This is a genomic window from Enterobacter cloacae complex sp. 309I3, assembly GCF_050031595.1.
Classification (GTDB): domain Bacteria; phylum Pseudomonadota; class Gammaproteobacteria; order Enterobacterales; family Enterobacteriaceae; genus Enterobacter; species Enterobacter cloacae.
On sequence record NZ_JBLGWI010000001.1, the window covers coordinates 1,143,549 to 1,157,186 of the forward strand.

A 13,638-nucleotide genomic window follows, 5' to 3' on the forward strand; every position below is an offset into this window, starting at 1 on the left:
TAAATAAAACGACAATAAGCGTATTTTATGATTTTTTTCAGAAATGAAAAAGGCCGCTAATGCGGCCTTTTTATCATGTGAAACCGGTATCAGTGAGGTTCTACCGAATGACTGTGTTCAATATCTTCATTCTTCCGGCTGAAGCGGCGGCGAACCACCACAAAGAACACCGGTACGAAGAAGATAGCCAGTACGGTCGCGGTGATCATACCGCCCATTACCCCGGTACCTACCGCGTTCTGTGCGCCGGAACCCGCACCAGAGCTGATAACCAGCGGCAGTACCCCGAGGATAAATGCCAGTGAGGTCATCAGAATAGGACGCAGACGCATACGAACAGCTTCAAGCGTGGCTTCGATCAGGCCTTTACCTTCTTTCTCCATCAGATCTTTGGCGAATTCGACGATAAGTATCGCGTTCTTCGCCGACAAGCCAATGGTTGTCAGCAGACCTACCTGGAAGTACACGTCGTTGGTCAGCCCACGGAACGTTGCGGCCAGCAGCGCACCGATAACCCCCAATGGCACCACCAGCATAACGGAGAACGGAATTGACCAGCTCTCATACAGTGCCGCCAGACACAGGAACACCACAATCAGTGAAATGGCGTACAGGGCAGGGGCCTGGTTACCGGACAGACGTTCCTGATAGGACATACCGGTCCAGTCATAGCCAATACCCGCAGGCAGCTTGCTGGCCAACTCTTCCATCAGGTTCATGGCTTCACCGGTGCTTCGACCCGGCGCGGCCTGACCCAGAATTTCCATGGATGGCAGCCCGTTATAACGTTCCAGACGCGGTGAACCGTATTCCCAGCGCGACGTCGAGAAGGCTGAGAACGGCACCATCTGGCCATCGCTGCCGCGAACGTACCAGTTGTTGATATCGTTCGGCAACATACGGTATTGCGCTTCAGACATCACGTACACTTTCTTCACACGACCACGGTCGATGAAGTCGTTAACGTAGCTACCGCCCCAGGCTGCGCCCAGTGTGGTATTGATGTCGCTGATGGATACACCCAGCGCCTGTGCTTTCTCCTGGTCGATATCGATCTTGTACTGCGGCGTATCTTCCAGGCCGTTAGGACGCACGCCGACCAGCAGGTCAGGGTGTTTAGCCACTTCGCCAAACAGCTGGTTACGCGCCTGAGTCAGTTTCTCGTGGCCCAGACCGCCCTGGTCAATCAGCTGGAAGTCGAAACCGGTCGCCGTACCCAGTTCAACGATCGCTGGCAGGTTAAAGGCGAAGACCATCGCATCTTTAATCTGCGAGAAGGTGCCCATTGCACGGCCGGTGATCGCTTCAACCTTGTTCTCTTCGCCCGGACGTTCGGACCAGTCTTTCAGTGAAACGAAGGCGATACCGGTGTTTTGGCCACGACCCGCAAAGCCAAAGCCGTTAACCGCAAACACGGATTCAACGTTCGCTTTTTCTTTGGTGAGGTAGTAGTCCGTCACTTCATCCAGCACTTTCTGGGTACGTTCTTGCGATGCACCCGCCGGAAGCTGCGCCATCGTCAGGAATACGCCCTGGTCTTCATCTGGCAGGAACGAGCTTGGCAGACGAACGAACAGATAGGCCATGCCCACCACGATGATGATATAGAGCAGCAGATAACGACCGGTGCTGCGCAGAATGTTCCCTACGCTGTCGGTATAGTGGTGCGTACTCTTATCAAACATGCGGTTAAACCAGCCGAAGAACCCTTTGTGCTCGCCGTGACCGCCTTTCTGAATCGGCTTCAGCATGGTTGCACACAGCGCAGGCGTCAGGATCAACGCCACCAGCACCGACAGCGCCATCGCAGAAACGATAGTGATGGAGAACTGACGGTAAATCGCACCGGTAGAGCCCCCGAAGAAGGCCATCGGAATAAATACGGCGGACAGCACCATCGCGATACCGACCAGCGCGCCCTGGATCTGGCCCATGGATTTACGGGTTGCTTCCTTCGGCGGCAGACCTTCTTCCGCCATGACGCGCTCGACGTTTTCTACCACCACGATGGCGTCATCCACCAGCAAACCGATGGCGAGCACCATCCCGAACATCGTCAGGGTGTTTATCGAGTAGCCAAATATTGCCAGTATGGCGAAGGTTCCGAGCAAGACGACCGGTACGGCGATGGTTGGAATCAGCGTCGCGCGGAAGTTCTGCAGGAACAGATACATCACCAGGAAGACCAGGATGATCGCTTCTACCAGGGTTTTAACCACTTCGTGAATCGAAATTTTAACGAATGGCGTGGTGTCATACGGATAAACGATCTTCAGACCTGACGGGAAGAACGGTTCCATCTTCTTCAGTTCTGCACGGATAGCCGTTGCGGTGTCCAGGGCGTTAGCACCGGTCGCCAGTTTGATACCCAGACCGGAAGCCGGTTTACCGTTAAACTTCGCAATGATGTCGTAGTTTTCGCCACCCAGCTCCACTTTTGCCACGTCACGCAGGCGAACCTGCGAACCGTCCTGATTCACTTTCAGCAGAATTTTGCTGAATTCATCGGCGGAGGTCAGACGGGTTTGCGCGATGATGGACGCGTTAAGCTGCTGGCCTTTCACCGGCGGCGTACCGCCTAACTGACCGGCTGCAACCTGGGCGTTCTGTGCTTTAATGGCGTTGATGACGTCAACCGGCGTCAGCTGGAAGTTGTTCAGTTTGTTCGGGTCCATCCAGATACGCATCGCGTACTGGGAACCAAACAGCTGAACGTCACCCACACCTGAAGTACGGCTGATGGCGTCCTTCATGTTGGCGCCCACGTAGTCGGAAATATCCTCCTGCGTCATGGTGCCGTTGGTGTTGATAACGCCAACAACCATCAGGAAGCTACTGGACGATTTCTCGACGCTCACACCCTGCTGTTGTACTTCCTGCGGCAGCAGCGGCATCGCCAGCTGCAGTTTGTTCTGTACCTGAACCTGCGCGATGTCAGCATCAGTACCAGACTCGAAGGTCAGGGTGATCTGAACCGTACCGGTGGAGTCACTGTTTGAGGACATGTACATCAGGTTATCGATACCGTTCATGTTCTGTTCGATAACCTGCGTAACGGTATCCTGCACCGTTTTCGCATCCGCCCCCGGGTAGGTTGCGGAGATCGTCACCGCCGGTGGCGCAATGGTCGGATATTGCGCAACAGGCAGCTTCAGGATCGCAAGTCCCCCGGCCAGCATGATAATAATGGCGATCACCCATGCGAATATGGGGCGATCGATAAAGAAATTAGGCATGTCTTAACGGCTCCTGTTTAAGTTAAGACTTGGTTTGTTCTGACTGGCCAGCGGCCGAAGCTTGTTGTTTATCGTCAGACTTCACTTCCTGTGCTTTAACCTGCGCGCCAGGACGAACTTTTTGCAAACCAGTAACAATCACGCGATCGCCATCTTTCAGACCGTCCGTCACCAGCCACTTATCGCCAATCGCCTGCGTAGCAGTGATATTGCGCATTTCGACTTTGTCACCAGCGCCAACAACCAGTGCGCTCGCATCGCCGCGTGGCGTACGGGTCACACCCTGCTGTGGAACCAGAAGTGCGGTTGGGTTAGTGCCTTCTTCCAGACGTGCGCGAACGAACATACCTGGCAACAGGGTGTGGTCAGGGTTCGGGAAGATCGCACGTAAGGTGATGGAACCGGTGGTCTGGTCGACCGTCACATCAGAGAATTCCAGCGTACCCGCCTGTGGATATTTGATGCCGTCGTTAGTGACCAGCTCCACTTTGGCTTTACCGTTCTCCTGCTTCAGGGTGCCGTTTGCCAGCTCTTGTTTCAGTCGCAGGAAATCGTTGCTGGACTGCGTCACGTCAACGTAGATCGGATCAAGCTGCTGCACGGTTGCCATCGCTGTGGCCTGACCGTTTTGCACCAGTGCCCCTTCCGTCACGGAGGATTTACCAATACGACCGCTGATAGGGGAGGTCACTTTGGTATAGGCCAGGTTGATGCGCGCGGTTTCGACAGCTGCTTTTGCTGCCACAACGGCCGCGTTAGCCTGCTGTGCATCCGCCAGGGCTGTGTCGTAGTCCTGTTGGCTGATGTACTGCGTACCGAGCAGTTTTTTGTAACGATTCAACGTCAGCTGAGAGATTTTGGCCGCCGCTTCCGCTTTCGCCAGGTCGCCTTTCGCGCTTTCATACGACGCCTGATACGTTGCGGGATCAATCTGATAAAGAGACTCACCGGCTTGCACATCGCCGCCTTCGGTAAAGTTACGTTTCAGGATAATGCCGCTCACCTGAGGACGAACTTCTGCAATGCGATAAGCACTTGTGCGGCCAGGCAATTCGGTGGTGATCTGAAGAGGTTCGGATTTGAGCGTCACAACGCCAACTTCTGGCATCTGCTGCGCTCCTTGTTGAGCCTGTTTGTCGTCACATCCTGTAAGCGCTAAGCTGCCTGAGAGCATCAGAACGACCGCCAGAGGCGTTAACCCTCTGTTTTTGTTCATATGTAAACCTCGAGTGTCCGATTTCAAATTGATCAATGGTCCTGAGTCCAAAAACCCATTGCTGCGTTTATATTATCGTCATGCTATGGTACATACATTCACAAATGTATGTAAATCTGACGCCTGTAAATTCACCCACTTATGGCACGAAAAACCAAACAACAAGCGCTTGAAACCCGACAACACATTCTGGATGTGGCAATCCGCTTATTTTCTCAGCAAGGTGTTTCGTCAACCTCGCTGGCACAGATTGCTCAGGCCGCTGGCGTTACGCGGGGAGCGATTTACTGGCATTTTAAAGACAAGTCAGATCTGTTCAGTGAAATCTGGGAGCTTTCAGAGTCCAGCATTAGCGATCTCGAGAGTGAGTATCGGGCAAAATTCCCTGACGATCCACTCTCAGTATTAAGAGAAATATTAGTATATATCCTTGAAGCGACGGTAGTTGAAGAGCGCCGTCGGTTAATGATGGAAATTATTTTCCATAAATGTGAGTTTGTGGGAGAGATGGCTGTTGTGCAGCAGGCGCAGCGCAGCCTTAGCCTGGAAAGCTATGACCGCATTGAACAGAACCTGAACCAGTGCATGCAGGCTAAACTGCTACCGGCCAATCTCCTGACCCGCCGGGCGGCTATTCTGATGCGCAGCTACATTTCGGGCCTGATGGAAAACTGGCTTTTTGCCCCGCAATCCTTTGACTTAAAAGCGGAAGCCCGCAGCTACGTAGCGATTTTACTGGAAATGCTACAGCTCTGCCCGACGCTGCGCAGCGACGCGACTTCGCTCACTGCCTGAGCCATTTCCAGGATTTATCTCAGAGGCTCACGTTCGCGCTATTCTGCTTCAGGCGAGCGTGATATTCTGCACGCCGGACTATTTTCGGTCATCTTCTGACATCACTCACGACTATGCTGCACACCAATCGCTCGCAACATCCTGTTCTTGCACTACTCTTCGCGATGCTGTTTTTCTTCGCAACGGCACCGCTTTCCTGGGCCCGCGCCGATAACGGCAATGACATTCCATCACGTGCTGATGTCCAGTCGCAGCTCGACGCCCTGAATAAACAAAAAGATCTTACGCCGCAGGACAAACTCGTTCAGCAGGATCTGACGGAAACGCTGGAATCACTGGATAAAATTGAGCGCGTCAAAGCGGAAACCACCCAGCTTCGTCAGAAGGTGGCGCAGGCGCCTGAAAACATGCGTAAAGCAACGGATTCGCTAAATGCCCTGAGCGACGTAGATAACGACGACGAAACGCGCAAAACGCTGGCAACGCTGTCGCTGCGTCAGCTGGAGTCACGCGTCGCGCAACTGCTCGACGACCTGCAAACCGCACAGTCGGATCTCGCCACCTACAACAGTCAGCTTGTCTCTTTGCAGACTCAGCCCGAGCGCGTACAAAACGCGATGTACGCCGCGTCTCAGCAGCTGCAGCAAATCCGTAACCGCCTTAACGGCACCACGGTGGGTGAAGGCACGCTGCGCCCGACGCAGCAAACGCTGCTGCTGGTTCAGCAGTCGTTACTGAATGCGCAAATTGAACAGCAGCGTAAAAGCCTGGAAGGGAATACGGTGCTGCAGGACACGCTACAAAAACAGCGTGATTACGTGACCGCCAACATTAACCGTCTGGAACACCAGCTTCAGCTGTTGCAGGAGGCGGTGAACAGCAAGCGCCTGACGCTGACGGAAAAAACCGCCCAGGAGGCGGTATCGCCGGACGAAACCGCCCGCATCCAGGCCAATCCGCTGGTGAAGCAGGAGCTCGACGCAAACCATCAGCTGAGCGAGCGCCTGATTCAGGCGACCGAAAACGGTAACTCGCTGGTTCAACAGAACATTAAAGTTAAAAACTGGCTGGACCGCGCGCTCCAGGCGGAACGTAACATCAAAGAGCAAATTGCGGTGCTGAAAGGCAGCCTTCTGCTGTCACGCATTCTTTATCAGCAACAACAGACGCTGCCCTCTGCCGACGAGCTGGAGGACATGACCAACCGCATTGCGGATTTACGTCTGGAACAGTTTGACGTCAACCAGCAGCGCGATGCCCTTTTCCAGAGCGATACCTTTGTCGCCAAAATAGAAGAGGGCCACTCCAGTGAAGTGAACCCGGAAGTGCACGACGCACTGTTGCAGGTGGTGGATATGCGCCGCGAGCTGCTTGACCAGCTCAATAAACAGCTGGGTAACCAGCTGATGATGGCGATTAACCTGCAGATCAACCAGCAGCAGCTGGTGAGCGTTTCTAAAAGTCTGCAGGAGATTTTAACCCAGCAGATTTTCTGGGTTAACAGCAACAAACCGATGGACTGGGACTGGGTTAAATCCTTCCCCGAAACGCTGAAAACGCAGATTAAAAGCATGAAAATCACCGGGAACTGGGAGAAAGCCTGGCCCGCGGTGATGATTGCCTTCCTGGCGGGATTACCGCTGCTGCTGATTGCGGGCGTGATCCGCTGGCGTCTGGGATGGCTGAAGAACTATCAGGCGAAGCTGGCCTCAGAAGTGGGGCAACTGCGAAATGACAGCCAGCTGCATACGCCAAAAGCGATTCTGATCGATCTCATTCGCGCGCTGCCGGTGTGCCTGATCATCCTGGCGGTTGGCCTGATCCTGCTCACCATGCAGCTCAACGTCAGCGATTTGCTGTGGGCTTTCAGTAAAAAGCTGGCCCTGTTCTGGCTGGTGTTTGGTCTGTGCTGGAAGGTGCTGGAAAAAGACGGCGTGGCGGTGCGTCACTTCAATATGCCACAGCAACTGACCAGCCACTGGCGTCGTCAGATTGTCCGCATCAGCCTGGCGCTCCTGCCGCTGCACTTCTGGTCGGTGGTTTCCGAGCTTTCTCCGCTGCATCTGATGGATGACGTTCTGGGTCAGCTGGTCATTCTGCTGAACCTGCTGTTGATTGCCATCCTGATGTGGCCGATGTGCCGCGATAGCTGGCGTGATAAAGAGTCCCACAACCTGCGCCTCGCCACCGTCACGGTGCTGGCAATCATTCCGCTGGCGCTGATGGTGCTCACGGCGACGGGCTACTTCTACACCACGTTGCGCCTGTCCGGCCGCTGGATAGAAACCGTCTATCTGGTGATCGTCTGGAATCTGCTCTACCAGACCGTACTGCGCGGTCTGAGCGTGGCGGCTCGCCGTATCGCTTATCGCCGCGCCATTGCGCGTCGTCAGCATCAGGTGAAAGAGGGCGCCGAAGGCGCGGAGCCGCAGGAAGAGCCGACCATCGCGCTGGAGCAGGTTAACCAGCAGACGCTGCGTATCACCATGCTGGTGATGATTGCCCTGTTCGCGGTGATGTTCTGGGCCATCTGGTCTGATTTGATTACCGTCTTTGCCTATCTCGACAGTATCACTCTCTGGCAGTACAGCGGGACCGAAGCAGGCGCTGCGGTGATGAAAAGCGTCACCATGGGCAGCCTGCTGTTTGCGGTGGTGTCGTCGATGGTGGCCTGGGCGCTGATTCGAAACCTGCCGGGTCTGCTGGAGGTGCTGGTGCTGTCGCGCCTGAACCTGCGTCAGGGGGCGTCCTATGCCATTACCACCATCCTTAACTACGTCATCATTATTGTCGGGGCGATGACGGTCTTCGGCTCGCTGGGCGTGTCATGGGATAAACTGCAGTGGCTGGCGGCAGCTCTCTCTGTGGGTCTCGGTTTTGGCCTGCAGGAGATTTTCGGTAACTTCGTTTCCGGACTGATCATCCTGTTCGAACGTCCGGTGCGAATCGGCGATACGGTGACCATCGGGACCTTCTCCGGTACCGTCAGCAAGATCCGCATTCGTGCGACCACCATTACCGACTTCGATCGCAAAGAGGTGATTATCCCGAACAAAGCGTTCGTGACCGAGCGTCTGATCAACTGGTCGCTCTCTGATACGACGACGCGTGTGGTGATCCGCCTCGGCGTAGCCTACGGTTCGGATCTGGATAAGGTGAAAGAGGTATTGCTGAAGGCCGCAAAAGAGCATCCAAAGGTCATGCACGAGCCGGCGCCAGACGTCTTCTTCACCACCTTTGGGGCGAGCACGCTGGATCACGAGCTGCGTTTATACGTGCGTGAGCTTCGCGATCGCAGCTACACCGTGGATGAACTGAACCGCTCCATCGACCGTCTGTGCCGTGAAAACAATATCAATATTGCTTTCAACCAGCTTGAGGTTCACCTGCATAACGAGAAAGGTGACGAGCATACGGAAGTGAAGCGTGAGATTAAGGGTGACGATCCGACTCCCGCCTGAACTATTTTCCCTCTCCCTGTGGGAGAGGGTTAGGGTGAGGGCAACCGGCCTTCACCTTTCCCTCAAAATCCCGCCGCACAATCTCCAGTGCCTTCAGCACCGTCTCAGCCGGGATCTCATGATTCTCCAGCAGCATAATCAAATCGACGGCCAGTTTGACCTCATCGGGGGCATTTTCCAGCGACATGTGTGGCTCCTTTTAACGGGTCAGGCGTTCAATGACGCGTTCGATCTCATCCAGCGCCTGACGGCAGCGGACAAGACGTCCTTCCAGCGCGTCGATTTCGCGCATCAATAACTGCTGCTCTTCCAGCGTTTCACTGTTGCTCAGACGTGCTTCCCGCTCGCGCTTCATCTCAAACAGACGGCGTTCAAACTCCTGGTGCTCCAGCCGTTTGCGCTGCCATTTACCGAGGCCGGGCGACGCGCTATCCCACGTACGCAGGGGCCAGGCTGCGATCTCCCGGTGCAGGGCGGTGATCTGACTGGTGAGATGCTCCGCAAGCCAGGCCACCTGCTCATGTTTACCGTCATTCACGGACTGTCGCAGTTCGTCGAGGTTGGTCTGCGCCTCATCAAGATAGTCTTTCATCAGCGTACTACGCGTATGAAATAACTGCCGGTCAAAGCGCGGTTTGAGCGTCGCATGCTGCATCAACGGTGACGCCTGCGTGCGCAGGGCAACGAGCTGATTTTGCAGCGTCTCTAAAAGCAGGGCTATTTTCAAGGCGCGCTCCAGTGGTAAAGTAGCCGTTCAGTTTGATAACGATTCGCATTATGCAGCGTACTATTTTAATCATCATTGGCTGGCTGGCGGTAGTGTTAGGCACCCTGGGCGTGGTTTTGCCACTTTTGCCCACGACGCCGTTTATTCTGCTGGCAGCCTGGTGTTTTGCCCGCTCATCCCCGCGTTTTCATCACTGGCTGCTGTATCGCTCGTGGTTTGGCGGCTATCTGCGCCACTGGCAGAAACACCGGGCCATGCCGCCTGGCGCAAAGCCGCGTGCGATTGCAGTCATCCTCATCACCTTCGCCATTTCATTATGGCTGGTGAAAATGATGTGGGTGCGGATCCTGCTGCTGGTTATCCTGACCTGCCTGCTTATCTTTATGTGGCGGATCCCCGTGGTTGATGAAAAGCAACAAAAGCACTGAAGCCTTATAATGGCTGTTGCAATTATTGCGCGCAGCCAGTAAATTCGACCGTTTTCGAGCACAGGCGCGCCTGGTTAAAGGTTAAACAATTGTTACCTTTACCGCCTCTTTGCGCGCTGTGAGTAACACTGTTTCATTTAGGCACAAACCGATGACCGCAACTGCACAGCAGCTTGAATATCTGAAAAACAGCATCAAAAGCATCCAGGACTATCCAAAACCTGGCATTCTTTTCCGTGATGTCACCAGCTTGCTGGAAGACCCGAAAGCGTACGCGCTCAGCATTGAACTGCTGGTAGAGCGTTATAAAAACGCCGGGATCACCAAAGTAGTAGGTACCGAAGCCCGTGGCTTCCTGTTTGGCGCACCGGTGGCGCTGGCAATGGGCGTAGGTTTTGTGCCAGTGCGTAAGCCGCGCAAACTGCCGCGCGAAACCATCGCGGAGAGCTATGAGCTGGAATACGGCACCGATCAGCTGGAAATCCACGTCGATGCCATTAAGCCTGGCGACAAAGTGCTGGTGGTGGACGATCTGCTGGCAACCGGTGGCACTATCGAAGCGACCGTGAAGCTGATTCGTCGCCTGGGTGGTGAAGTGACCGACGCGGCCTTCATCATCAATCTGTTCGATCTGGGCGGCGAACAGCGCCTGGAAAAACAGGGTATTACCAGCTACAGCCTGGTGCCTTTCCCGGGTCATTAATCCCGTTTCTCACAACCTCGCTCAATGGGTGAGGTTGTGATAGCATTCCCCTCCATTAATTCACCTTCCAGCGTTGCAGAGCCTGCCCATGAGTTATCAGGTGTTAGCCCGTAAATGGCGACCACAAACCTTTGCCGACGTTGTCGGTCAGGAACATGTGCTGACGGCCCTGGCGAACGGCTTGTCGCTAGGTCGTATCCATCACGCCTATCTCTTCTCCGGTACCCGCGGCGTCGGTAAAACCTCTATTGCCCGTTTGTTGGCAAAAGGTCTGAACTGCGAAACCGGGATCACCGCCACGCCGTGTGGCGTGTGTGACAACTGCCGTGAGATCGAGCAGGGGCGCTTTGTCGATCTGATCGAGATCGACGCCGCCTCGCGCACCAAAGTTGAAGATACCCGTGACCTGCTGGATAACGTGCAGTACGCCCCGGCGCGTGGCCGCTTCAAGGTCTATCTGATCGATGAAGTGCACATGCTGTCACGTCACAGCTTCAACGCCCTGCTGAAAACGCTGGAAGAGCCGCCTGCGCATGTGAAATTCCTGCTGGCGACCACCGATCCGCAAAAGCTGCCGGTGACGATTCTGTCGCGCTGTTTGCAGTTCCATCTGAAGGCGCTGGACGTTGAACAGATCCGTACTCAGCTGGAACACATTCTTGACGAAGAGAACATTGTCCACGAGCCGCGCGCCCTGCAACTGCTGGCCCGTGCAGCGGACGGTAGCCTGCGCGATGCGCTCAGTCTGACGGATCAAGCCATTGCCAGCGGTGACGGTAAACTGTCGACGGAGGCGGTCAGCACCATGCTCGGCACGCTGGACGACGACCAGGCGCTGTCCCTGATTGAAGCCACGATCGCCGCGAACGGTGAGCGCGTCATGTCGCTGGTGAATGCCGCTGCAGCCCGTGGCGTTGAGTGGGAAGCCCTACTGGTCGAGATGCTTAGCCTGCTGCACCGTGTAGCGATGCTTCAGCTCTCTCCGTCAGCAATGGGGGCGGATATGGCGGCCATTGAACAGCGGATGCGTGAACTTGCGCGAACCGTGCCGCCTGCTGACGTACAGCTTTATTACCAGACCTTGCTGATTGGCCGTAAAGAGCTGCCGTTTGCGCCGGATCCTAGAATGGGCGTTGAAATGACGCTGCTGCGTGCGCTGGCGTTCCACCCGCGTATGCCGCTGCCAGAGCCTGAAGTGCCCCGGCAGTCATTCGCCCCGACCGCTCCAACGGCAGTGATGTCCCCGCAGCAGGTGCCAGCACAGCCGGCAGCGCCGCCGCAAAATGTACCGCTGTCGGATGCCACCAGTTCGGTGCTTGCCGCCCGCAGCCAGTTGCAGCGAGCGCAGGGAGCAACCAAACCAAAAAAGAGTGAACCGGCAGCGCCAGGAAGAGCGCGGCCGGTTAACAACGCCGCGCTTGAACGACTGGCCTCGGTAACGGAGCGCGTACAGGCGCGCCCGGCACCGTCCGCGCTCGAGCAAAAAGCCCCGGTGAAAGAAGAGGCTTACCGCTGGAAGTCGACGACCATCGTCGAAGAGGTGAAGAAAGAGGTTGCCACGCCAAAAGCGTTGAAGAAAGCGCTGGAGCATGAAAAAACACCGGAGCTTTCCGCGAAGCTCGCGGAAGAGTCTATCGCGCGTGACGCCTGGGCCGCGGAGGTCAGTAAACTGCATTTGCCTAAGCTGGTCGAGCAGGTCGCGCTGAATGCCTGGAAAGAGCAGGACGGTAATCAGGTGCGTCTGCATCTGCGTCCTGGTCAACGGCATCTGAACTCCCCCGGCGCACAAAAAGCGCTGGCGGAGGCGCTGGCCACATTGCAGGGTGCACCGGTTGAATTGACTATCATTGAAGATGATAATCCGGCGGTGCGAACGCCACTGGAGTGGCGCCAGGCCATTTATGAAGAGAAACTCGCGCAGGCGCGTGAGTCGATTATTGCGGATAACAACATCCAGACCCTGCGCCGGTTCTTCGACGCCGATCTGGATGAAGAGAGTATTCGCCCCATTTGATCGTGAGTCTGACTTACGGTTGTCATCGTTAAACGTGAAAGAGAGAGAAGCCTATGTTTGGTGGAAAAGGCGGTCTGGGTGGCCTGATGAAGCAGGCTCAGCAGATGCAGGAAAAAATGCAGAAGATGCAGGAAGAGATCGCTCAGCTGGAAGTCACGGGTGAATCCGGTGCCGGTCTGGTCAAGGTGACCATCAACGGTGCGCATAACTGCCGCCGCGTTGAAATCGATCCAAGCCTGCTCGAAGACGACAAAGAGATGCTGGAAGATCTGGTTGCAGCCGCGTTCAACGATGCCGCTCGCCGTATCGACGAAACCCAGAAAGAGAAAATGGCCTCTGTATCCAGCGGTATGCAACTGCCGCCGGGCTTCAAGATGCCGTTCTGATGCAAACCAGTCCGCTGCTCACGCAGTTAATGGAAGCGTTGCGCTGCCTGCCGGGCGTAGGCCCGAAGTCGGCGCAGCGTATGGCGTTTACGCTATTGCAGCGCGACCGCAGCGGCGGGATGCGCCTGGCGCAGGCTCTGACCCGCGCCATGTCAGAGATTGGTCACTGTGCGGATTGCCGTACTTTTACCGAGCAGGACGTCTGTAATATTTGCTCGAATCCGCGTCGTCAGGAGAACGGTCAGATTTGCGTGGTGGAGAGTCCGGCGGACATCTATGCCATCGAACAAACCGGGCAGTTTTCTGGCCGCTATTTCGTGCTGATGGGGCATCTCTCCCCGCTGGACGGTATTGGCCCGGATGATATCGGTCTTGATCGCCTTGAACAGCGTCTGGAGTCCGAGACCATCAAAGAGGTGATCCTCGCCACCAACCCCACGGTGGAAGGGGAGGCAACCGCCAACTACATCGCCGAGCTGTGCGCGCAGTACGGCGTTGACGCCAGCCGTATCGCTCACGGCGTGCCGGTTGGCGGCGAACTGGAGATGGTTGACGGCACCACGCTGTCGCACTCTCTGGCCGGACGTCACAAGATTATTTTCTGACCAAACGGAGGCGGCATTCGCAGCCTCCGCTTGAAAATTTCCCTGCTTATCCCCATCTCTCCCTCAA

General features: G+C 55.7%; 11 protein-coding genes and 1 other annotated feature. Of the genes, 7 read left to right on the plus strand and 4 right to left on the minus strand.

Features of this window, described 5'->3' with window-relative positions; genetic code table 11:
- Positions 1 to 89 precede the first annotated feature (89 nt).
- Positions 90 to 3,236 (minus strand): multidrug efflux RND transporter permease subunit AcrB, encoded by a 3,147-nt coding sequence (acrB, locus tag ACQG22_RS05320; protein WP_013095890.1) that lies wholly within the window; start codon positions 3,234 to 3,236, stop codon positions 90 to 92.
- Between the two features lie 22 nt (positions 3,237 to 3,258).
- On the minus strand, positions 3,259 to 4,452 hold the full coding sequence (gene acrA, locus ACQG22_RS05325; RefSeq protein ID WP_023620093.1) for a multidrug efflux RND transporter periplasmic adaptor subunit AcrA: 1,194 nt from the start codon (positions 4,450 to 4,452) through the stop codon (positions 3,259 to 3,261).
- Positions 4,453 to 4,593: 141 nt separating this feature from the next.
- Here acrA and acrR point away from each other — a divergent pair, with 141 nt between their 5' ends.
- Together acrR and mscK are read left to right on the plus strand one after the other, a co-directional pair.
- A complete protein-coding gene (gene acrR, locus ACQG22_RS05330) occupies positions 4,594 to 5,247 on the plus strand; it encodes a multidrug efflux transporter transcriptional repressor AcrR (RefSeq protein ID WP_023620092.1) in 654 nt (217 codons plus the stop codon).
- A 113-nt stretch (positions 5,248 to 5,360) separates the two neighbouring features.
- The gene (mscK, locus tag ACQG22_RS05335) at positions 5,361 to 8,708 is read left to right on the plus strand and encodes a mechanosensitive channel MscK (RefSeq protein WP_102751745.1); all 3,348 of its coding nucleotides are present in this window, start codon (positions 5,361 to 5,363) and stop codon (positions 8,706 to 8,708) included.
- Position 8,709: 1 nt separating this feature from the next.
- On the opposite strand, the gene rsmS is transcribed toward mscK, so the two are convergent.
- Both rsmS and priC read right to left on the minus strand, forming a co-directional pair.
- Entirely contained in the window at positions 8,710 to 8,895 is a 186-nt protein-coding gene (rsmS, locus tag ACQG22_RS05340) for a pleiotropic regulatory protein RsmS (RefSeq protein ID WP_023620091.1), read from the minus strand.
- 12 nt (positions 8,896 to 8,907) lie between these two features.
- A complete protein-coding gene (gene priC, locus ACQG22_RS05345) occupies positions 8,908 to 9,435 on the minus strand; it encodes a primosomal replication protein N'' (RefSeq protein WP_102751744.1) in 528 nt (175 codons plus the stop codon).
- Between the two features lie 50 nt (positions 9,436 to 9,485).
- Here priC and ACQG22_RS05350 point away from each other — a divergent pair, with 50 nt between their 5' ends.
- From ACQG22_RS05350 to recR, 5 genes are all read left to right on the plus strand, one after another.
- The gene (locus ACQG22_RS05350; protein WP_013095896.1) at positions 9,486 to 9,863 is read left to right on the plus strand and encodes a DUF454 family protein; all 378 of its coding nucleotides are present in this window, start codon (positions 9,486 to 9,488) and stop codon (positions 9,861 to 9,863) included.
- Positions 9,864 to 10,014: 151 nt separating this feature from the next.
- Positions 10,015 to 10,566: an adenine phosphoribosyltransferase gene (apt, locus tag ACQG22_RS05355; protein WP_000127359.1), complete on the plus strand. Its 552-nt coding sequence runs from the start codon at positions 10,015 to 10,017 to the stop codon at positions 10,564 to 10,566.
- Positions 10,567 to 10,654: 88 nt separating this feature from the next.
- Positions 10,655 to 12,580 (plus strand): DNA polymerase III subunit gamma/tau, encoded by a 1,926-nt coding sequence (dnaX, locus tag ACQG22_RS05360; protein ID WP_020685009.1) that lies wholly within the window; start codon positions 10,655 to 10,657, stop codon positions 12,578 to 12,580.
- Positions 11,910 to 11,974, plus strand: a sequence feature (DnaX frameshifting element). (Overlaps the previous gene by 65 nt.)
- Positions 12,581 to 12,633: 53 nt before the next feature.
- A complete protein-coding gene (locus tag ACQG22_RS05365) occupies positions 12,634 to 12,966 on the plus strand; it encodes a YbaB/EbfC family nucleoid-associated protein (RefSeq protein WP_003858972.1) in 333 nt (110 codons plus the stop codon).
- Positions 12,966 to 13,571 (plus strand): recombination mediator RecR, encoded by a 606-nt coding sequence (recR, locus tag ACQG22_RS05370; RefSeq protein ID WP_013095898.1) that lies wholly within the window; start codon positions 12,966 to 12,968, stop codon positions 13,569 to 13,571. Before ACQG22_RS05365 ends, recR begins: the two co-directional genes overlap by 1 nt.
- Positions 13,572 to 13,638: the final 67 nt, after the last annotated feature.

Coding starts and splice junctions, on each gene's coding strand:
- acrB (WP_013095890.1), bottom strand. CDS start 3,236: ATGCCTAATTTCTTTATCGATCGCCCCATATTCGCATGGGTGATCGCC.
- acrA (WP_023620093.1), bottom strand. CDS start 4,452: ATGAACAAAAACAGAGGGTTAACGCCTCTGGCGGTCGTTCTGATGCTC.
- acrR (WP_023620092.1), top strand. CDS start 4,594: ATGGCACGAAAAACCAAACAACAAGCGCTTGAAACCCGACAACACATT.
- mscK (WP_102751745.1), top strand. CDS start 5,361: ATGCTGCACACCAATCGCTCGCAACATCCTGTTCTTGCACTACTCTTC.
- rsmS (WP_023620091.1), bottom strand. CDS start 8,895: ATGTCGCTGGAAAATGCCCCCGATGAGGTCAAACTGGCCGTCGATTTG.
- ACQG22_RS05350 (WP_013095896.1), top strand. CDS start 9,486: ATGCAGCGTACTATTTTAATCATCATTGGCTGGCTGGCGGTAGTGTTA.
- apt (WP_000127359.1), top strand. CDS start 10,015: ATGACCGCAACTGCACAGCAGCTTGAATATCTGAAAAACAGCATCAAA.
- dnaX (WP_020685009.1), top strand. CDS start 10,655: ATGAGTTATCAGGTGTTAGCCCGTAAATGGCGACCACAAACCTTTGCC.
- ACQG22_RS05365 (WP_003858972.1), top strand. CDS start 12,634: ATGTTTGGTGGAAAAGGCGGTCTGGGTGGCCTGATGAAGCAGGCTCAG.
- recR (WP_013095898.1), top strand. CDS start 12,966: ATGCAAACCAGTCCGCTGCTCACGCAGTTAATGGAAGCGTTGCGCTGC.